We start from the raw sequence: 19,346 nt of genomic DNA on the forward strand, positions 1-19,346 counted from the left end.
CCGTGTCAGTGGAACTTTGGCAGCAGTGCGTGGAGCTTTTGCGCGAGGAGCTGCCTGCCCAACAATTCAACACCTGGATCCGTCCACTACAGGTCGAAGCCGAAGGCGACGAGTTGCGCGTCTACGCACCGAACCGTTTTGTGCTGGACTGGGTCAACGAAAAGTACCTGGGCCGCGTCATTGAACTGCTGGATGAGCATGGCAACGGCATGGCGCCGGCGCTCTCCTTATTAATAGGCAGTAAGCGCAGCTCGGCACCGCGTGCCGCACCGAATGCACCGCTGGCCGCCGCACAGGTTTCCCAGGCTCAGGCCAATGCCGCACCTGCGAATATGCCGGCAGCCACACAGACGCCTGCACCGACGGCCAAGCGCTCTACGCAGAAAAGCCCGGAAGTCAGCGATGAACCGTCTCGCGACAGTTTCGACCCGATGTCCGGTGCCGCTTCGCAGCAAGCCCCGGTTCGCGCCGAACAGCGCACCGTGCAGGTCGAAGGCGCACTCAAGCACACCAGTTACCTGAACCGCACCTTCACCTTCGAAAACTTCGTCGAAGGTAAATCCAACCAGCTCGCCCGCGCGGCGGCCTGGCAAGTGGCGGACAATCCCAAGCACGGCTACAACCCGCTGTTCCTTTATGGCGGCGTCGGCCTGGGTAAAACCCACTTGATGCACGCGGTGGGTAACCATCTATTAAAGAAGAACCCGAATGCCAAGGTCGTGTACCTGCATTCCGAGCGTTTCGTGGCCGACATGGTCAAGGCGCTGCAACTGAATGCGATCAACGAGTTCAAGCGCTTCTACCGTTCGGTGGATGCTTTGCTGATCGACGATATTCAGTTCTTCGCCCGCAAAGAGCGCTCGCAGGAAGAGTTTTTCCACACCTTCAACGCCCTGCTTGAAGGTGGGCAGCAGGTCATTCTCACCAGTGACCGCTACCCGAAAGAAATCGAAGGCCTTGAAGAGCGCCTCAAATCGCGCTTCGGCTGGGGCCTGACGGTTGCTGTCGAGCCGCCAGAACTGGAAACCCGCGTAGCGATCTTGATGAAGAAGGCCGACCAGGCCAAAGTCGAGTTGCCGCATGACGCCGCGTTCTTCATTGCCCAGCGCATTCGCTCCAACGTCCGTGAGCTCGAAGGCGCGCTGAAACGCGTGATCGCTCACTCGCACTTCATGGGCCGCGACATCACTATCGAGCTGATTCGCGAATCCCTGAAAGACCTGTTGGCGTTGCAGGACAAACTGGTCTCTGTGGATAACATTCAGCGTACCGTCGCCGAGTACTACAAGATCAAGATATCGGACTTGCTGTCCAAGCGCCGTTCGCGCTCGGTGGCTCGTCCGCGTCAGGTGGCCATGGCCTTGTCCAAGGAACTGACCAACCACAGCCTGCCGGAAATCGGCGATGTGTTTGGTGGCCGCGACCACACGACCGTGTTGCACGCCTGCCGCAAGATCAACGAACTTAAGGAATCCGACGCGGACATCCGCGAGGACTACAAGAACCTGCTGCGTACACTGACCACTTGATGAACACCAGCGCAGCTTATTAAGGCAAGGGACTAGACCATGCATTTCACCATTCAACGCGAAGCCCTGTTGAAACCCCTGCAACTGGTCGCAGGCGTCGTCGAGCGCCGACAGACCTTGCCGGTACTCTCCAACGTGCTGCTGGTTGTCGAAGGCCAGCAACTGTCGCTGACCGGTACCGACCTCGAAGTCGAGCTGGTTGGTCGTGTGCAACTTGAAGAGCCGGCTGAAACAGGTTCCATCACCGTGCCTGCGCGCAAGCTGATGGATATCTGCAAAAGCCTGCCCAACGACGCGCTGATCGACATCAAGGTCGACGAGCAGAAGCTGGTCGTGAAGGCTGGCCGTAGCCGCTTCACCCTGTCGACCCTGCCTGCCAACGATTTCCCGACCGTTGAAGAGGGTCCGGGTTCGCTGACGTGCAGCCTTGAGCAAAGCAAGCTGCGTCGCCTGATCGAACGCACCAGCTTCGCCATGGCCCAGCAGGACGTGCGTTATTACCTCAACGGCATGCTGCTGGAAGTGTCCGAAGGCATCATCCGCGCTGTGGCCACCGACGGTCACCGTCTGGCCATGTGCTCGATGAAAGCCGATATCGGCCAGCCGGATCGCCATCAGGTGATCGTGCCGCGCAAAGGTATCCTTGAACTGGCACGTCTGCTCACCGAGCCAGATGGCAACGTCAGCATCGTATTGGGTCAGCACCACATCCGTGCGACCACTGGCGAGTTCACCTTTACCTCGAAACTTGTCGACGGCAAATTCCCGGACTACGAGCGCGTACTGCCGAAGGGTGGCGACAAACTGGTGCTGGGCGATCGTCAGGCCCTGCGTGAAGCGTTCAGCCGTACCGCGATTCTGTCCAACGAGAAGTACCGTGGTATCCGTCTGCAACTGGCCAGCGGTCAGTTGAAGATCCAGGCCAATAACCCGGAGCAGGAAGAAGCGGAAGAAGAAGTGGGCGTTGAATACAACGGCGGCTCTCTGGAAATCGGCTTCAACGTGAGCTACTTGCTCGACGTGCTGGGCGTGATGACCACCGAGCAGGTTCGTCTGATCCTGTCCGACTCCAACAGCAGTGCGCTGGTGCAAGAGTCCGACAACGACGATTCGGCTTACGTTGTCATGCCGATGCGTCTGTAATCAGCTGACCCTGGATGTCCTTAAGTCGTGTTTCGGTCACCGCGGTGCGCAATCTGCACCCGGTGACCTTCTCCCCCTCCCCCCGCATCAACATTCTTTACGGCGCTAACGGCAGCGGCAAAACCAGTGTTCTGGAAGCCATTCACCTGCTGGGGATTGCCCGTTCGTTTCGTAGCACGCGGCTGTTGCCCGTCATCCAGTACGAGCAACTTGCCTGTACGGTGTTCGGTCAGGTCGAATTGGCCGAGGGTGGCCATAGTGCGTTGGGGATATCGCGCGATCGCCAGGGCGAGTTCCAGATCCGCATCGACGGTCAGAACGCTCGCAGCGCTGCGCAACTGGCGGAGATTCTGCCACTGCAGTTGATCAACCCCGACAGCTTCCGTCTGCTCGAAGGGGCACCGAAGATTCGTCGGCAGTTTCTCGACTGGGGCGTGTTCCACGTCGAACCGCGTTTCATGACCACCTGGCAGCGTTTGCAGAAGGCCTTGCGCCAGAGAAACTCCTGGCTGCGGCATGGTACACTTGACGCCGTTTCGCAAGCGGTTTGGGACAGGGAACTGTGCCAGGCCAGCGCTGAAATCGATGAATACCGCCGCGCCTACATCAAAGCCTTGAAACCAGTCTTTGAACAAACCTTGAGCGAACTGGTTGAGCTTGAGGGTTTGACGCTCAGCTATTACCGAGGCTGGGACAAAGACCGGGAATTGAGTGCCGTACTGGCTGGATCCGTGCAACGGGATCAGCAAATGGGTCATACCCAGGCCGGACCGCAACGGGCTGACTTGCGTCTTAGATTGGGCGCACACAACGCCGCGGACATTTTGTCCCGGGGTCAGCAGAAGTTGGTGGTCTGTGCACTACGGATTGCCCAAGGGCATTTGGTCAGCCAGGCCCGCCGCGGTCAGTGTATTTATCTGGTGGATGACTTGCCGTCCGAGCTGGACGAGAGCCATCGTCGCGCGCTGTGCCGCTTGCTGGAAGACTTACGCTGCCAGGTGTTTATCACCTGTGTAGATCACGAATTATTGAGGGAAGGCTGGCAGACGGAAACGCCAGTCGCTCTGTTCCACGTGGAACAGGGCCGTATCACCCAGACCCACGACCATCGGGAGTGAAGGCATTGAGCGAAGAAAATACGTACGACTCAACGAGCATTAAAGTGCTGAAAGGCCTGGATGCCGTACGCAAACGTCCCGGTATGTACATTGGTGACACCGACGATGGCAGCGGTCTGCACCACATGGTGTTCGAGGTGGTCGACAACTCGATCGACGAAGCCCTCGCCGGCCATTGCGACGACATCAGCATCATCATCCACCCGGATGAGTCCATCACCGTTAAAGACAACGGCCGTGGCATCCCGGTAGACGTGCACAAGGAGGAAGGCGTTTCCGCCGCCGAGGTCATCATGACCGTCCTCCACGCCGGCGGTAAGTTCGACGACAACTCCTACAAGGTATCCGGCGGTCTGCACGGTGTAGGTGTGTCGGTTGTGAACGCTCTGTCCGAAGAACTGGTCCTGACCGTTCGCCGCAGCGGCAAGATCTGGGAACAGACCTACGTCCACGGCGTACCTCAGGCACCGATGGCCATCGTTGGCGACAGCGAAACCACCGGTACCCAGATCCACTTCAAGGCTTCCAGCGAAACCTTCAAGAATATTCACTTCAGCTGGGACATCCTGGCCAAGCGCATTCGTGAACTGTCCTTCCTCAACTCCGGTGTCGGTATCGTCCTCAAGGATGAGCGCAGCGGCAAGGAAGAGCTGTTCAAGTACGAAGGCGGCCTGCGTGCGTTCGTTGAATACCTGAACACCAACAAGACTGCGGTCAACCAGGTGTTCCACTTCAACATTCAGCGTGAAGACGGCATCGGCGTGGAAATCGCCCTGCAGTGGAACGACAGCTTCAACGAGAACCTGTTGTGCTTCACCAACAACATTCCGCAGCGCGATGGCGGTACTCACCTGGTGGGTTTCCGTTCGGCACTGACGCGTAACCTGAACAACTACATCGAGCAGGAAGGTCTGGCGAAGAAGCACAAAGTCGCCACCACCGGTGACGATGCCCGTGAAGGCCTGACTGCGATCATCTCGGTGAAAGTGCCGGATCCGAAGTTCAGCTCGCAGACCAAAGACAAGCTGGTTTCTTCCGAAGTGAAGACCGCGGTCGAGCAGGAGATGGGCAAGTACTTCTCCGACTTCCTCCTGGAAAACCCGAACGAAGCCAAGCTGGTCGTGGGCAAGATGATCGACGCCGCCCGTGCCCGTGAAGCCGCGCGCAAGGCCCGTGAAATGACCCGCCGCAAAGGCGCGCTGGACATCGCCGGCCTGCCAGGCAAACTCGCCGACTGCCAGGAAAAAGACCCGGCACTGTCCGAACTGTACCTTGTGGAAGGTGACTCCGCGGGCGGCTCTGCCAAGCAGGGACGTAACCGCAAGACCCAGGCGATCCTGCCGTTGAAGGGCAAGATCCTCAACGTCGAGAAAGCGCGTTTCGACAAGATGATCTCGTCCCAGGAAGTGGGCACCTTGATCACCGCACTGGGCTGCGGTATCGGTCGCGACGAATACAACATCGACAAGCTGCGTTATCACAACATCATCATCATGACCGATGCTGACGTCGACGGTTCGCACATCCGTACCCTGCTGCTGACCTTCTTCTTCCGTCAGTTGCCGGAGCTGATCGAGCGCGGCTATATCTACATCGCCCAGCCGCCGCTGTACAAGGTCAAGAAAGGCAAGCAAGAGCAATACATCAAAGACGACGACGCCATGGAAGAGTACATGACGCAGTCCGCCCTGGAAGATGCGAGCCTGCACCTGAACGAAGAGGCCCCGGGCATTTCCGGTGAAGCCCTTGAGCGTCTGGTAAACGACTTCCGCATGGTGATGAAGACCCTCAAGCGTCTGTCGCGCCTGTACCCGCAGGAGCTGACCGAGCACTTCATCTATCTGCCGGCCGTGAGTCTGGAAATGCTTGGCGACCACGCCAAGATGCAGGACTGGCTGGCCCAGTACGAAGTCCGTCTGCGCACCGTCGAGAAGTCCGGTCTTGTCTACAAGGCCAGCCTGCGTGAAGACCGTGAACGTGGCGTGTGGCTGCCGGAGGTCGAACTGATCTCCCACGGCCTGTCGAACTACGTCACCTTCAACCGCGACTTCTTTGGCAGCAACGATTACAAAACCGTCGTCACCCTTGGCGCTCAACTGAGCACCCTGCTCGACGACGGCGCGTACATCCAGCGTGGCGAGCGCAAGAAAGCCGTTACCGAGTTCAAGGAAGCCCTCGACTGGCTGATGGCCGAAAGCACCAAGCGCCACACCATTCAGCGATACAAAGGTCTGGGCGAAATGAACCCGGATCAGCTGTGGGAAACCACCATGGACCCAAGCGTGCGTCGCATGCTGAAAGTGACCATCGAAGACGCCATTGGCGCAGACCAGATCTTCAACACCCTGATGGGTGATGCGGTCGAACCTCGTCGTGACTTCATCGAGAGCAATGCGCTGGCGGTTTCGAACCTGGATTTCTGATCCCGGTTTGCGTCAAACAAAAAGGCCAACGCATTGCGTTGGCCTTTTTTATTGTCTGCGATCTTTAACTTTTATTCGGACCCCGTCGCCACACTCTCCAACCGATAGCCATACCCATAAATCGTCAACAACTGCCAACCCCGATCCGCCGTCAGCCCAAGTTTGTTACGCAGCCGATAGATATGCGTGTCCAACGGTCGTGACGACGCCATCTCCTCATGTGGCCAGAACCGCTCATACAAATAATCCCGCGATAACGGCCGTCCCAGATTGCTGAACAGACACCGGGCGAGCCGATACTCCCGCTCAGTCATAACGATAGGCTTGCCTTCGCGGGTGACCGTCAGTTCCGCATCATCAAACGTCAGATCATTGAAGCTCAGCACTTCAGTCGCGGCGCTGCGCGGCTGGCTATGTCGACGTAGTACTGCGGCGACTCGGGCTTTCAGTTCATTGGGGCGGAACGGTTTACTCACATAATCGTCGGCGCCAGCGTTCAAGGCCTGGACGATATCGCTCTCGCCATCGCGACTGGTCAGCATGATCGCCGCCGGCGGTGCTTCCATGTGTTCGCGAGTCCAGCGCAGCAGGGCCAGGCCGGTCAGGTCGGGCAGTTGCCAGTCAAGGATCAGCAGGTCGAAGGTTTCCCGGCGCAACTGGCGCAGCAAGTCCTCGCCGCGTTCGAAGCTGTGCAGCGACCACGGCTGATCGCCAGCGTCGGCCATTTGCTGAAGGGTTTGCTCGACCCGGCGCAGTTCGGCGGGTTCGTCGTCCAGTATCGCAACGCGCATACGCGGTGGTTCCTTGTTGCTTGGGCAGTTGGCCGATAACCATAGTCGCTCGGCCATTGCCGTGAAAGTAAGCGGTCCGCCATTGGTCGACGTCCGCTATGATTCTTCAGGTCTACGTCTCTGACCTGTGACCCATGAAACCATTCATCCCGCCCTTCCCTTTTTCCCCATGAACAACCATCGCCGGCGCGAAAGCCGTGAGCCTAGCCAAGTGCAGCGACTGTTTCGACAGTTGGTGCGCGAGTGGTTGTGGATAAGTCTAGTGCTGTTGCCACTGACTGCGCTGTTGTCGCATCGCGCGCAAGTCAACTTGCACGATGCGACTCCCGTCATTGGGGCGTCGTTATCAGTAGGACTGGTGGCCTGTGTGCTTGGTTTGCTGCTGTGGCAACCGCGACGGGCACTTTGGCTAACACTGATCGGCATGGCGTGCGTGCTGTTGACCAGTGCCGGACTGGCGGAAATGCGTCGTTGGTGGTCGCCGACACCGGCGGTGCTGGGCATGTTGTTCGGCTATCTGATCTGGAACTGGCGGCGCCTGAGCGTGGTGCTGACGTATTTCGGCTGGGAGCTGGCACGGCTGGACAGCGAGCCGAAGGTATTCCCCGAACGCCGTCGCGCGCAATTCACCGGGGCTGATCGTTTGCAGGGCCAGATCATGGCGCTGGAGCAGGCCATGAGTCGCACCCGAGATACCCGGCGCTTTATTGCTGACGGTCTGGAGTACTTGCCCGTCGCCACACTGATCAGCGATCCCAAAGGCCAGATCCTGTTGGGCAATCGCAAGGCGCGCCAGCTATTCGAGCACAACCTGGTGGGGGCCGACGTCCTCGATCAACTGGCGCGCCTCGGTTACCCGGAGTTGTCCACAGAGTTGCGCCCGTCGCTGTCGGCCATGCCGCTGTTGGAGTTTCGCGATTACAAGGAACGTAGCCTGCGTCTGGAGCGCGCCGCCCTGCTGCCGGTGGACGGAGACACGCCGATCGGTTGGCTGCTGAGCCTCACCGATCTCAGCGCCGAACGTGCTGCCGAGGAACAGCGCGGCGTATTGCTGCGCTTTCTGTCCCACGACCTGCGTGCCCCACATTCGGCTATCCTCGCCCTGCTCGATGTTCATCGCCATCAGGCCGGAGCGGATTCACCATTGTTCCAGCAGATTGAGCGCCAGGTGCGTCGCGCACTGGATCTGACCGATGGTTTCGTCTTGCTGGCGCGTGCCGAGTCCGAGGCCTATCAGTTCCAGCCGAGCCTGTTCGCAATGTTGGTGCTGGATGTGCTGGATCAGGCGTTGCCCATCGCCCAGCAGAAATGCATCGAACTGCTGCACGACATGGATGAGCAATCCCAGGAGCGCCTGATCATGGCTGATCAGGGGTTACTGACGCGTGCGCTGTTCAACTTGCTGGAGAATGCGGTCAAGTACAGCCCGGCAGACACCACGATTGAACTGCGGGTCAGATGCCACGGAGAGTGGCTACGTTGCGAACTGACGGATCAGGGCAAAGGCATCGCTGAACAAGAGTTGCCTGATCTGTTCAGTCAGTACCGGCGCTTTTCCTCGGCACAAGGGATCGACGGTGTGGGCTTGGGCCTGTCGATGGTCAAAGCGGTAGTCGATCACCATGGCGGCAAAATCGAATGCCGCAGTGTGGTCGATCAAGGCACCACGTTCCTGCTTGAATTACCGCTGATCCCCGAATAACAGGCACAAAAAAACCGGCTATATCAGCCGGTTTTTTTACATCCGAAAAAACTTATGCACCTTTTACGGTGTTTTATGAGCTTGAGAAATATATAAGCAAATCAATAACTTAATTTGAATATTCAAGCCTTTTCAACAAAACCGTACACAGGTTATCCACAAAATCTCAGACAGCGACCTGATCACTTGCCGCCGGTGCTTGTGGGGCTGGTGGCAGTGAACCCATTTCCCGTTGGGTCTTCTCGTTCCACGCTTGCACGCGGTCGTTCAGCTCGGCGATGGCGCGCGGGCCAGTGCCTTCGGCGTACATCGGTTCACCGATGACCACGGTGATCACCCCGGGCGTTTTGCCCCAACCGATTTTCGGCCAGAACTTGCCGGCATTGTGTGCAATCGGCAGTACCGGAAGCGCCGCATTCACCGCCAGCGCGCTGCCACTGCGGGAGAACTTGCCGACAGTGCCGTAAGGAACGCGCGTACCTTCAGGGAAGATCAGCACCCAAACGTTGTCCTTGAGCAGCTCATCACCTTTGGCGGCGACTTGTTTCAGCGCGGCTTTCGGGTTGTCGCGATCAATCGCGATCGGCCGCAGCATGGCCATGGCCCAGCCGAAGAACGGCACGTAAAGCAATTCGCGCTTGAGCACTTGGCTCAGCGGCGAGAAATAAGCGGAGAGAAAGAACGTCTCCCAAGTGCTCTGGTGGTTCGACTGAATCACGCAGGGCCGGTCAGGCACGTTTTCCGCACCTTTGATTTCGTAACGGATACCGAGAAACACCTTGGTCAACCACAAGGCGCAACGGCACCAGTACACGTTGATAAAACGATAACGCGCCTTGAATGGCAAAAACGGCGCGATAAAAAAACTCAAGCTGCACCACAGCAGGGAGGTGGTGCCCAGCAGCAGGTAAAAGAGAAAGATTCTGATGGCCCGCAGTATCGACATAGTGACGTTTACCGTTACGGGGCAATGCCCGAGTGTTCAAGCGCACTCCCGATCAATCCCTGGTCAGGAATTTCAGAAGTACTCTAGTTGTGGATAAGTTCTGCGGCAATCGCCGCCAGATCGTCAAAAATCAGAGTGCCAACCGGCAGGGTTTTGCCCTGAGTCTTTTCGCCTTTTCCGGTCTTTACCAAAACTGGCTGTGAATCGACGGCTTTGGCGGCCTCCAGGTCACCAAGGCTGTCGCCGACGAACCAGACGTTCGCCAGCGTCACGTTGTAATGCGCCGCGATGGTTTTCAACATCCCCGGTTTCGGCTTGCGGCAATCGCAACCTTCGTCCGGCCCATGCGGGCAATACACGATCAAACCGACTTCACCGCCCTGCTCCGCGACCATCTCGCGCAGGCGCGCATGCATGGCATCGAGGGTGGCGAGGTCGTAGTAGCCGCGAGCAATGCCCGACTGGTTGGTGGCCACCGCCACCGTCCAGCCGGCCTTGCTCAACTGCGCAATCGCCTCGATCGAGCCGGGCAACGGAATCCACTCCGCCACTGACTTGATGTAAGCGTCGGAGTCGTAATTGATCACTCCGTCCCGATCGAGAATCAGCAGTTTCAACAGCAGTCCCTCAACCCAGCAGCGAAATATCGGCAACACCGAGGAACAGACCACGCAGACGCGCCAGCAGCGCGTAACGGTTGGCCCGCACATTGGCGTCGTCGGCATTGACCATCACCGCGTCGAAGAACGCATCGACGGGCTCACGCAATGCCGCCAGGCGTGCCAGCGATTCGTTGTACTGACGCGCTGCAGCCATTGGCTGCACCGCTTGATCCGCTTGCTGGATCGCCGAGTACAGCGAGAACTCGTTGGCGTTGTCGAAGTACTTGGCTTGCACCTCGGTCGGTACCGCGCCTTCGAGTTTGCTCAACAGGTTCGATACACGCTTGTTCACCGCCGCCAGCGCTGCCGCTTCCGGCAGTTTGCGGAAGGCTTGCACTGCTTGCACACGCTGGTCGAAGTCCAGCGCCGAACCCGGCTTCAGGGCACGTACCGACAGGTAAGTGGCCACTTCAACGCCTTCGTCTTCGTAACGTGCACGCAGACGGTCGAAGATGAATTCCAGCACGGACTCGTTGAGGCCGGCAGCCTTGACCTTGGCACCGAACGCGGCCACGGCGAAGGCCACGGCGTCGTTCAGGTCCAGATCGAGTTTCTTCTCGATCAGGATACGCAGCACACCCAGTGCTGCACGGCGCAGGGCATACGGGTCTTTGCTGCCGGTTGGCAGCATGCCGATACCGAAGATCCCGACCAGGGTGTCGAGCTTGTCCGCGATCGCCACGGCCGCACCGGTCAGGGTTGCCGGCAGTTCAGCACCGGCACCGCGTGGCATGTACTGCTCGTTGAGCGCCAGCGCGACGTCTTCCGGCTCGCCATCATTGAGGGCGTAGTAGTAACCGGCGACACCTTGCATCTCAGGGAACTCGCCGACCATTTCGGTGGCCAGGTCGCACTTCGACAGCAGGCCAGCGCGAGCGGCCCACGAGGCGTTGCCACCAATGCGTGCGGCGATGTACGCAGCCAGTTTCGATACGCGCTCGGCCTTGTCGTAGACGCTGCCGAGTTTTTCCTGGAACACCACGTTCTTCAGGCGATCATTGAAGGCTTCGAGCTTCTGCTTCTTGTCTTGCTTGAAGAAGAACTCGGCGTCGGTCAGGCGTGGGCGAACCACTTTCTCGTTACCGGCGATGATCTGCTGCGGGTCTTTGCTTTCGATGTTGGCCACGGTGATGAAACGTGGCAGCAACTTGCCGTCGGCATCCAGCAGGCAGAAGTACTTCTGGTTGTCCTGCATGGTGGTGATCAGCGCTTCTTGCGGCACGTCGAGGAAGCGTTCCTCGAACGAGCACACCAGCGGCACCGGCCATTCAACCAGCGCGGTCACTTCGTCGAGCAGTGCTGGCGGAACGATTGCTGTGCCTTCCTGACGGGTGGCCAGTTCTTCGGTGCGCTTGCTGATGATTTCGCGACGCTCGTTGGCGTCAGCCAATACATAAGCGGCACGCAGGTCAGCGAGGTAGCTCGACGGCGAACCGATGCGCACGCTTTCCGGGTGATGGAAGCGGTGACCACGGGAATCTCGGCCAGCCTTCTGCGCGAGGATGGTGCAGTCGATGACCTGGTCACCGAGCAGCATCACCAGCCACTGGGTCGGACGCACGAATTCTTCCTTGCGCGCACCCCAACGCATGCGTTTCGGGATCGGCAGGTCATTCAGCGAATCTTCGACGATGGTTGGCAGCAGGCTCGCGGTCGGCTTGCCGGCGATGCTTTGGCTGTAACGCAGTTTCGGGCCGCTCTGATCGATTTCACTCAGATCGACGCCGCACTTCTTGGCGAAGCCCAGGGCTGCCTGAGTCGGGTTGCCTTCAGCGTCGAATGCCGCCTGACGTGGCGGGCCGTCGAGGTTGATGCTGCGATCCGGCTGTTGAGTAGCCAGCGCAGTGATCAATACAGCCAGACGACGCGGCGCGGCGTAGACGGTTTTAGTCTCGTAGCTCAGGCCAGCGGCTTGCAGGCCCTTGTCGATACCGGCGAGGAACGCTTCAGCCAAGGTGTTCAGGGCTTTCGGTGGCAGTTCTTCGGTGCCCAGTTCAACCAGAAAATCTTGCGCACTCATTGTGCTGCCTCCAGCTTGGCCAGTACTTCGTCACGCAGGTCCGGGGTCGCCATCGGGAAGCCCAGCTTGGCGCGCGCCAGCAGGTAGGCTTGCGCAACGGAACGCGCCAGGGTGCGCACGCGCAGAATGTATTGCTGACGCGCGGTCACCGAGATCGCCCGGCGCGCATCCAGCAAGTTGAAGGTGTGCGAAGCCTTCAACACCATTTCGTAGCTCGGCAACGGCAGCGGCTGGTCGAGTTCGATCAGGCGCTTGGCTTCGCTTTCATAGAAGTCGAACAGTTCGAACAGTTTGTCGACGTTGGCGTGTTCGAAGTTGTAAGTGGACTGCTCCACTTCGTTCTGGTGGAACACGTCGCCGTAGGTCACTTTGCCGAACGGGCCGTCAGCCCAGACCAGGTCGTAGACCGAATCCACGCCTTGCAGGTACATGGCCAGACGCTCGAGACCGTAGGTGATCTCGCCAGTCACCGGGTAGCACTCGATGCCGCCCGCCTGCTGGAAGTAAGTGAACTGAGTCACTTCCATGCCGTTGAGCCAGACTTCCCAGCCCAGACCCCAAGCGCCGAGGGTCGGCGATTCCCAGTTGTCTTCGACGAAGCGAATGTCGTGGACCAGCGGGTCGAGGCCGACATGCTTCAGGGAGCCCAGGTACAGTTCCTGGAAGTTGTCCGGGTTCGGCTTCAGGACCACCTGGAACTGGTAGTAGTGCTGCAGACGGTTCGGGTTTTCGCCGTAACGGCCGTCAGTCGGACGGCGGCTTGGCTGCACGTAGGCGGCGTTCCAGGTTTCCGGGCCGATGGCGCGGAGGAAGGTCGCGGTGTGGAAAGTGCCGGCGCCTACTTCCATATCGTAGGGCTGAAGTACCACACAACCTTGCTCGGCCCAGTATTGCTGGAGCGCGAGGATCAAGTCTTGGAAGGTACGCACGGCTGGCGTAGGCTGGCTCACGAAATTCACCTGTTTCTTGGGCTGCGATTTAAAGAGCGGGAGTATACCCGATTCGTTGCTGCGCACGCCCCCTGGAGCCTTATGCCACGCTGCTTTTGGTGTACCGAAGATCCGCTGTACATGGCTTATCACGACCAGGAGTGGGGCACGCCGCTACGCGATGCGCAGGGTTTGTTCGAGTTGCTTTTGCTCGAAGGGTTCCAGGCCGGGCTGTCCTGGATCACCGTACTGCGCAAACGCGAGCGTTATCGCGAGGTGTTGTTCGGCTTTGACGTGCAGCGCGTGGCACAGATGAGTGACGCCGAAATCGACGAATTGATGCTCGATCCGGGGATCATCCGTAACCGCCTCAAACTTAACGCCGCCCGGCGCAATGCCCAGGCCTGGCTGGCGCTGGAGGATCCGGTGGCGTTCCTCTGGTCGTTCGTCGGTGACCAGCCGATCATCAATCATTTCAAGGATCGCAGCGAAGTCCCGGCGATTACCCCCGAAGCTGTGGCGATGAGCAAGAGCTTGAAAAAGGCCGGGTTCACGTTCGTCGGTCCGACCATTTGCTACGCGCTGATGCAGGCCTCGGGCATGGTCATGGATCACACTCGCGATTGCGACCGCTACGCGCAGCTCGCCAACGGCGGTTAGAATGGCCGCCTCGCGCACCGCACAAGATCAGGAGTGACCTGTGGAAAAGTTTAAAGGCGCCTTGCTGGTAGGCGCTCTGCGGCTGTTTGCCCTGCTGCCATGGCGGGCCGTGCAGGCCGTGGGCTCGGCGATCGGCTGGATCATGTGGAAAACCCCCAACCGCTCCCGCGACGTGGTGCGGATCAACCTCGCCAAATGTTTTCCACAGATGGATGCGGCCGAACGTGAACGTCTGGTCGGGCAGAGCCTGAAAGACATCGGCAAGTCGTTGACCGAAAGCGCCTGCGCGTGGATCTGGCCAGCGCAGCGTTCGATCGATCTGGTGCGCGAAGTCGAAGGCCTCGACATCCTCAAGGATGCGCTGGCCTCGGGCAAAGGCGTGGTCGGCATCACCAGTCACCTTGGCAACTGGGAAGTGCTCAACCACTTCTATTGCAGCCAGTGCAAACCGATCATTTTCTACCGTCCGCCAAAGCTCAAGGCGGTGGACGAATTGCTGCGCAAACAGCGTGTGCAACTGGGCAACAAAGTCGCCGCGTCGACCAAGGAAGGCATCCTCAGCGTCATCAAGGAAGTGCGTAAAGGTGGTGCAGTGGGCATTCCCGCCGACCCGGAACCGGCCGAATCCGCCGGGATCTTCGTGCCGTTCTTCGCCACTCAGGCGCTGACCAGCAAATTCGTGCCGAACATGTTGGCCGGTGGCAAAGCGGTCGGCGTGTTCCTGCATGCGCTGCGCCTGCCCGATGGCTCTGGCTACAAAGTCATCCTCGAAGCCGCGCCGGAAGCCATGTACAGCACCGACACCGCCGAATCCTGCGCAGCGATGAGCAAAGTCGTCGAGCGCTACGTCGCCGCGTACCCGAGCCAGTATATGTGGAGCATGAAGCGCTTCAAGAAACGTCCGCCGGGCGAAGAGCGCTGGTACTGAGCTGATTGGCATGATCTGTGGATAACCTCACTGGCGAGGTTATCCACAACCGTTCATCAAAGGGCGCAAGAAGATGTCCGAACAACGCAAATCCTTCCGCATCAAGATCACCCACGACAGCTTCGGCGAATGCCTCGGGCAGACGCGCAACTTGTCGCCTGCCGGGGTGTTTGTGCAGCATCCGGTTTTGGCTTGTTTGCCCAAAGGCGCAGTGGTTTACGGCCAGGTGCAGGGTTTACCCACAGGCGCGCCGCGGGTGCGGATGGAAGTGGTGACGGTGGATGCCGACGGTATCGGTCTTCGTTACCTTTGATTCACTGCGCCTGACGATCCAGCTTCTTCAGAAACACCGTCATTTCCTTTTCGGCCTGCTTGTCGCCATGGGCGCGGGCCGCTTCCAGGCCCTGTTCCCAAGCCTGACGCGCGGCGGCGTGATCACCCAGCGCCAGTTGCGCCTTGCCCAATAGTTTCCACGCGGCCGAATACTTCGGATCGAAACCGACACAGCGCTCAAAGTGCTCGGCAGCCTTGGCGTTTTCACCCAGATCCAGATAGCCCTTGCCCAGGCCGAAGCGCAACAAGGAGTTATCCACACCCTTGGCGAGCATTTTTTCCAGGGATTCGAGCATCGGTGGATTCCTTGAATGAGGTGTGTCAGGGATGAGTCTTGCTATGGGATACCGCTATCGCGAGCAGGCTCACTCCTACAGGGGAACGCATTCCAAAGGTAGGAGTGAGCCTGCTCGCGATGACGCCAGTCTGATCACCCGATAATCCGGATCAGAAGAAACTCAACCCCACGTGGAACAGCTTCTCCACATCGCGAATATGCTTTTTATCCACAAGGAACAGAATCACATGGTCACCCGCTTCGATCACCGTGTCATCGTGGGCGATGATCACTTGTTCATTGCGAATGACCGCGCCAATCGTGGTGCCCGGTGGCAGGCCGATCTTCTCGATTGGTTTGCCGATGACCTTGCTCGACTTCGCATCACCGTGGGCAATCGCCTCGATGGCTTCTGCCGCACCGCGGCGCAATGAGTGCACGCTGACGATATCGCCGCGGCGCACGTGCGCCAGCAGCGTGCCGATGGTCGCCAGTTGCGGGCTGATGGCGATGTCGATATCGCCGCCCTGAATCAGATCGACGTAGGCCGGATTGTTGATGATCGTCATGACCTTCTTCGCCCCCAGCCGTTTGGCCAGCAGCGACGACATGATGTTGGCTTCGTCATCGTTGGTCAGGGCGAGGAAGATATCGGCGTCGGCAATGTTCTCCTCCAGCAGCAAATCACGATCTGATGCACTGCCCTGCAGCACCACCGTACTGTCGAGGGTGTCGGAGAGATAACGGCAACGCGCCGGGTTCATCTCGATGATCTTCACCTGATAGCGGCTTTCGATGGCCTCGGCCAGACGTTCACCGATTTGCCCGCCGCCAGCAATGACAATGCGTTTGTAGGTTTCGTCGAGGCGGCGCATTTCGCTCATGACCGCGCGAATATTCTCACGGGCGGCGATGAAGAAGACTTCATCATCCGCTTCGATCACCGTATCGCCTTGCGGCAGGATCGGTCGGTCACGGCGGAAAATCGCTGCCACGCGGGTCTCGACATTTGGCATGTGTTCACGCAACTGCCGCAGTTGCTGACCCACCAACGGCCCGCCGTAATAGGCGCGCACCGCGACCAGTTGCGCTGCACCCTCGGCGAAGTCGATCACCTGCAAGGCGCCGGGATGCTGGATCAGGCGCTTGATGTAGTTGGTCACCACTTGCTCGGGGCTGATCAGCACGTCGACCGGAATCGCTTCGTTCTGGAACAGTTGCTCCTCGCGATTGAGGTAGGACGCTTCGCGCACCCGGGCGATCTTGGTCGGGGTGTGGAACAGCGTGTGGGCGACCTGGCAGGCGACCATGTTGGTCTCGTCGCTGTTGGTCACGGCCACCAGCATGTCGGCGTCGTCGGCGCCGGCTTGACGCAGCACCGAGGGCAGTGAGCCACGGCCCTGCACGGTGCGGATGTCGAGGCGGTCGCCAAGATCGCGCAGGCGTTCGCTGTCGGTGTCGACCACCGTGATGTCGTTGGCCTCGCTGGCCAAATGCTCGGCCAGCGAACCGCCGACCTGTCCCGCACCGAGGATGATGATTTTCATCCAGTCACTCCGTTGAATCCGTTTAGCCGCGCGCGGCGGCGATCTTGATCAGCTTGGCGTAGTAGAACCCGTCATGCCCGCCCTGCTGGGCCAGCAGTTGGCGCCCATGGGGCTGTTTGATCCCGGCGCTGGTGGCCAGGTCGAGTTCGCGAGCACCGGGGGTGCGCTCGAGGAACGCGGCGATGACTTCGGTGTTCTCGGTCGGCAATGTCGAGCAAGTGGCGTACAGCAGGATGCCGCCCACCTCTAGGGTTTTCCACATGGCGTCGAGCAGCTCACCTTGCAGTTGCGCGAGGGCGACGATGTCGTCTGGCTGACGGGTCAGCTTGATGTCCGGATGGCGGCGGATCACGCCGGTCGCCGAACACGGCGCGTCGAGCAGGATGCGCTGGAACGGTTTGCCGTCCCACCACTTCGCCGTATCGCGGCCGTCGGCGGCGACCAGCTCAGCGTTCAAGCCGAGGCGTTCGAGATTTTCTTTCACTCGCACCAGACGCTTGGCTTCCAGATCCACCGCGACTACGCCGGCCAACGCTGGTTCGGCTTCGAGGATGTGGCAAGTCTTGCCACCGGGCGCGCAGCAGGCGTCGAGCACGCGTTGACCCGGCGCCAGATCGAGCAGATCGGCGGCCAGTTGCGCGGCTTCGTCCTGCACGCTGATCCAGCCTTCGGCGAAACCCGGCAGGCTGCGCACGTCGGCAGCCGCTTCGAGAATGATGCCGTCGCGGCTGTAAACGCATGGCGTCGCAGCGATACCTGCTTCAGTCAGCAGACCGAGATAGGCGTCGCGGCTGTGATGGCGGCGATTGACCCGCAGGATCATCGGCGGGTGCGCGTTGTTCGCTGCGCAGATGGCTTCCCACTGTTCCGGCCAAAAGGCTTTCAGGGATTTTTGCAGCCAGCGCGGGTGGGCGGTACGCACCACCGGATCACGTTCCAGCTCGGCGAAAATCGTTTCGCTTTCGCGCTGGGCATTGCGCAGCACAGCGTTGAGCAGGCCTTTGGCCCACGGCTTTTTCAGCTTGTCGGCGCAACCAACGGTTTCGCCGATGGCGGCGTGGGCCGGCACGCGGGTGTAGAGCAATTGGTAGAGACCGACCAGCAGCAGCGCCTCGACATCGGCGTCGGCGGCTTTGAACGGTTTCTGCAAAAGCTTCTCGGCCAGCGCCGACAGACGTGGCTGCCAGCGCGCGGTGCCGAATGCCAGATCTTGGGTGAAGCCGCGATCGCGATCTTCGACCTTGTCCAGTTGCGTCGGCAGCGAACTGTTCAGCGAAGCCTTGCCGCTGAGCACGGCGGCGAGTGCCTTGGCGGCGGCCAGACGCGGGTTCATTGCGTGTCCACCGCTGCACCCAGCACAGTGCCAACGGCGAATTTCTCGCGACGGCTGTTGAACAGGTCGCTGAAGTTCAGCGCCTTGCCGCCGGGCAATTGCAGGCGGGTCAGGCACAGTGCCTGTTCGCCGCACGCGACAATCAGGCCGTCCTTGCTGGCGCTGAGGATTTCACCCGGCGCGCCGTTCCCGTCGGCGAGTGTCGCCGCCAGCACTTTCAGCGCTTCACCGTTGAGGGTGCTGTGGGTAATCGGCCATGGGTTGAAGGCGCGCACCAGGCGTTCCAGCTCAACCGCCGGACGACTCCAGTCGATGCGTGCTTCGTCTTTGTTCAGCTTGTGCGCATAAGTGGCGAGCTCGTCGTTCTGCACTTCGCCTTCCAGCGTGCCTGCAGCCAGACCGGCGATCGCCTTCACCACGGCCGGCGGGCCCATCTCGGCGAGGCGGTCATGCAGCGTGCCGCCAGTGTCTGCGCCGGTGATCGGGGTGACGACCTTGAGCAGCATCGGCCCGGTGTCGAGGCCCGCTTCCATGCGCATCACGGTCACGCCGCTTTCGGCATCACCCGCTTCGACGGCGCGCTGAATCGGCGCCGCACCGCGCCAGCGTGGCAGCAAGGAGGCGTGGCTGTTGATGCAGCCCAGACGCGGAATATCGAGCACCACTTGCGGCAGGATCAGGCCGTAGGCGACCACCACCATCAAATCCGGCTTCAGAGCGGCGAGTTCAGCCTGAGCATCAGCGTTGCGCAAAGTCGGCGGCTGCAACACCTGGATATTATTTTCCAGCGCCAGCTGTTTAACCGGGCTCGGCATCAGTTTTTGTCCGCGACCAGCCGGACGATCCGGTTGGGTGTAGACCGCAACGATCTCGTAAGGGCTGCTCAGCAGGGCCTTGAGGTGTTCAGCGGCAAATTCCGGGGTGCCGGCAAAAACGATGCGCAGTGGCTCAGTCATGAAGGGCGTCTCATAAAAAGAAAAAGGCTTGCCGCAGCAAGCCTTTGAA

The 19,346-nt window shown here is 59.8% G+C and carries 17 protein-coding genes; 8 read left to right on the forward strand and 9 right to left on the reverse strand.

All coding sequences use genetic code 11. The features are described from left to right. Positions 1-2: 2 nt before the first annotated feature. The 4 genes from dnaA to gyrB are packed head-to-tail and all read left to right on the forward strand — an operon-like array spanning position 3 to position 6,213. Positions 3-1,529, forward strand: coding sequence for a chromosomal replication initiator protein DnaA (dnaA, locus tag BK670_RS28840; protein ID WP_123454895.1), 1,527 nt, complete (start codon positions 3-5; stop codon positions 1,527-1,529). A 39-nt stretch (positions 1,530-1,568) separates the two neighbouring features. Further along, positions 1,569-2,672, forward strand: coding sequence for a DNA polymerase III subunit beta (gene dnaN / locus BK670_RS28845; protein ID WP_007911887.1), 1,104 nt, complete (start codon positions 1,569-1,571; stop codon positions 2,670-2,672). A 14-nt stretch (positions 2,673-2,686) separates the two neighbouring features. Then, positions 2,687-3,790 (forward strand): DNA replication/repair protein RecF, encoded by a 1,104-nt coding sequence (gene recF / locus BK670_RS28850; protein ID WP_123454898.1) that lies wholly within the window; start codon positions 2,687-2,689, stop codon positions 3,788-3,790. 5 nt (positions 3,791-3,795) lie between these two features. Then, positions 3,796-6,213, forward strand: coding sequence for a DNA topoisomerase (ATP-hydrolyzing) subunit B (gene gyrB, locus BK670_RS28855; protein WP_093429549.1), 2,418 nt, complete (start codon positions 3,796-3,798; stop codon positions 6,211-6,213). Between the two features lie 71 nt (positions 6,214-6,284). Here the strand turns inward: gyrB and BK670_RS28860 are convergent, their stop codons facing one another. Next, a complete protein-coding gene (locus tag BK670_RS28860) occupies positions 6,285-7,004 on the reverse strand; it encodes a response regulator transcription factor (RefSeq protein WP_123454900.1) in 720 nt (239 codons plus the stop codon). A 169-nt stretch (positions 7,005-7,173) separates the two neighbouring features. Between BK670_RS28860 and BK670_RS28865 the strand changes: the two genes are divergently transcribed. Continuing rightward, positions 7,174-8,706: a sensor histidine kinase gene (locus BK670_RS28865; protein ID WP_123454903.1), complete on the forward strand. Its 1,533-nt coding sequence runs from the start codon at positions 7,174-7,176 to the stop codon at positions 8,704-8,706. A gap of 166 nt (positions 8,707-8,872) precedes the next feature. Here the strand turns inward: BK670_RS28865 and BK670_RS28870 are convergent, their stop codons facing one another. From BK670_RS28870 to glyQ, 4 genes are all read right to left on the reverse strand, one after another. Beyond that, positions 8,873-9,652: a lysophospholipid acyltransferase family protein gene (locus BK670_RS28870; RefSeq protein ID WP_123454905.1), complete on the reverse strand. Its 780-nt coding sequence runs from the start codon at positions 9,650-9,652 to the stop codon at positions 8,873-8,875. Between the two features lie 83 nt (positions 9,653-9,735). Beyond that, positions 9,736-10,275, reverse strand: coding sequence for a D-glycero-beta-D-manno-heptose 1,7-bisphosphate 7-phosphatase (gmhB, locus tag BK670_RS28875; protein WP_185036843.1), 540 nt, complete (start codon positions 10,273-10,275; stop codon positions 9,736-9,738). 4 nt (positions 10,276-10,279) lie between these two features. Continuing rightward, positions 10,280-12,334 (reverse strand): glycine--tRNA ligase subunit beta, encoded by a 2,055-nt coding sequence (gene glyS / locus BK670_RS28880; RefSeq protein ID WP_123454912.1) that lies wholly within the window; start codon positions 12,332-12,334, stop codon positions 10,280-10,282. After that, positions 12,331-13,284: a glycine--tRNA ligase subunit alpha gene (gene glyQ, locus BK670_RS28885; protein WP_003187265.1), complete on the reverse strand. Its 954-nt coding sequence runs from the start codon at positions 13,282-13,284 to the stop codon at positions 12,331-12,333. The genes glyS and glyQ overlap by 4 nt, the downstream gene beginning before the upstream one ends. Before the next feature lie 81 nt (positions 13,285-13,365). Here glyQ and tag point away from each other — a divergent pair, with 81 nt between their 5' ends. From tag to BK670_RS28900, 3 genes are all read left to right on the forward strand, one after another. Beyond that, a complete protein-coding gene (tag, locus tag BK670_RS28890) occupies positions 13,366-13,923 on the forward strand; it encodes a DNA-3-methyladenine glycosylase I (RefSeq protein ID WP_123454914.1) in 558 nt (185 codons plus the stop codon). Between the two features lie 40 nt (positions 13,924-13,963). Beyond that, the gene (locus BK670_RS28895; protein ID WP_123454916.1) at positions 13,964-14,851 is read left to right on the forward strand and encodes a lysophospholipid acyltransferase; all 888 of its coding nucleotides are present in this window, start codon (positions 13,964-13,966) and stop codon (positions 14,849-14,851) included. Between the two features lie 73 nt (positions 14,852-14,924). After that, positions 14,925-15,164 carry a PilZ domain-containing protein gene (locus BK670_RS28900; protein WP_123454918.1) on the forward strand — a complete coding sequence of 80 codons (240 nt, stop codon included), beginning with the start codon at positions 14,925-14,927 and terminating at the stop codon, positions 15,162-15,164. Between the two features lies 1 nt (position 15,165). Here the strand turns inward: BK670_RS28900 and BK670_RS28905 are convergent, their stop codons facing one another. From BK670_RS28905 to fmt, 4 genes are all read right to left on the reverse strand, one after another. Beyond that, on the reverse strand, positions 15,166-15,480 hold the full coding sequence (locus BK670_RS28905) for a tetratricopeptide repeat protein (protein ID WP_123454921.1): 315 nt from the start codon (positions 15,478-15,480) through the stop codon (positions 15,166-15,168). A 151-nt stretch (positions 15,481-15,631) separates the two neighbouring features. Beyond that, positions 15,632-17,008 (reverse strand): Trk system potassium transporter TrkA, encoded by a 1,377-nt coding sequence (trkA, locus tag BK670_RS28910; RefSeq protein WP_123454924.1) that lies wholly within the window; start codon positions 17,006-17,008, stop codon positions 15,632-15,634. A 22-nt stretch (positions 17,009-17,030) separates the two neighbouring features. Next, positions 17,031-18,341: a 16S rRNA (cytosine(967)-C(5))-methyltransferase RsmB gene (gene rsmB / locus BK670_RS28915; RefSeq protein WP_123454926.1), complete on the reverse strand. Its 1,311-nt coding sequence runs from the start codon at positions 18,339-18,341 to the stop codon at positions 17,031-17,033. Next, the gene (fmt, locus tag BK670_RS28920) at positions 18,338-19,297 is read right to left on the reverse strand and encodes a methionyl-tRNA formyltransferase (protein ID WP_123454929.1); all 960 of its coding nucleotides are present in this window, start codon (positions 19,295-19,297) and stop codon (positions 18,338-18,340) included. The genes rsmB and fmt overlap by 4 nt, the downstream gene beginning before the upstream one ends. Positions 19,298-19,346 lie beyond the last annotated feature (49 nt).

Source organism: Pseudomonas fluorescens (genome assembly GCF_003732425.1).
Lineage (GTDB): Bacteria > Pseudomonadota > Gammaproteobacteria > Pseudomonadales > Pseudomonadaceae > Aquipseudomonas > Aquipseudomonas fluorescens_BE.

Coding starts and splice junctions, on each gene's coding strand:
- tag (WP_123454914.1), top strand. CDS start 13,366: ATGCCACGCTGCTTTTGGTGTACCGAAGATCCGCTGTACATGGCTTAT.
- trkA (WP_123454924.1), bottom strand. CDS start 17,008: ATGAAAATCATCATCCTCGGTGCGGGACAGGTCGGCGGTTCGCTGGCC.
- recF (WP_123454898.1), top strand. CDS start 2,687: ATGTCCTTAAGTCGTGTTTCGGTCACCGCGGTGCGCAATCTGCACCCG.
- BK670_RS28865 (WP_123454903.1), top strand. CDS start 7,174: ATGAACAACCATCGCCGGCGCGAAAGCCGTGAGCCTAGCCAAGTGCAG.
- BK670_RS28905 (WP_123454921.1), bottom strand. CDS start 15,480: ATGCTCGAATCCCTGGAAAAAATGCTCGCCAAGGGTGTGGATAACTCC.
- dnaN (WP_007911887.1), top strand. CDS start 1,569: ATGCATTTCACCATTCAACGCGAAGCCCTGTTGAAACCCCTGCAACTG.
- fmt (WP_123454929.1), bottom strand. CDS start 19,297: ATGACTGAGCCACTGCGCATCGTTTTTGCCGGCACCCCGGAATTTGCC.
- BK670_RS28900 (WP_123454918.1), top strand. CDS start 14,925: ATGTCCGAACAACGCAAATCCTTCCGCATCAAGATCACCCACGACAGC.
- rsmB (WP_123454926.1), bottom strand. CDS start 18,341: ATGAACCCGCGTCTGGCCGCCGCCAAGGCACTCGCCGCCGTGCTCAGC.
- BK670_RS28860 (WP_123454900.1), bottom strand. CDS start 7,004: ATGCGCGTTGCGATACTGGACGACGAACCCGCCGAACTGCGCCGGGTC.
- BK670_RS28870 (WP_123454905.1), bottom strand. CDS start 9,652: ATGTCGATACTGCGGGCCATCAGAATCTTTCTCTTTTACCTGCTGCTG.
- glyS (WP_123454912.1), bottom strand. CDS start 12,334: ATGAGTGCGCAAGATTTTCTGGTTGAACTGGGCACCGAAGAACTGCCA.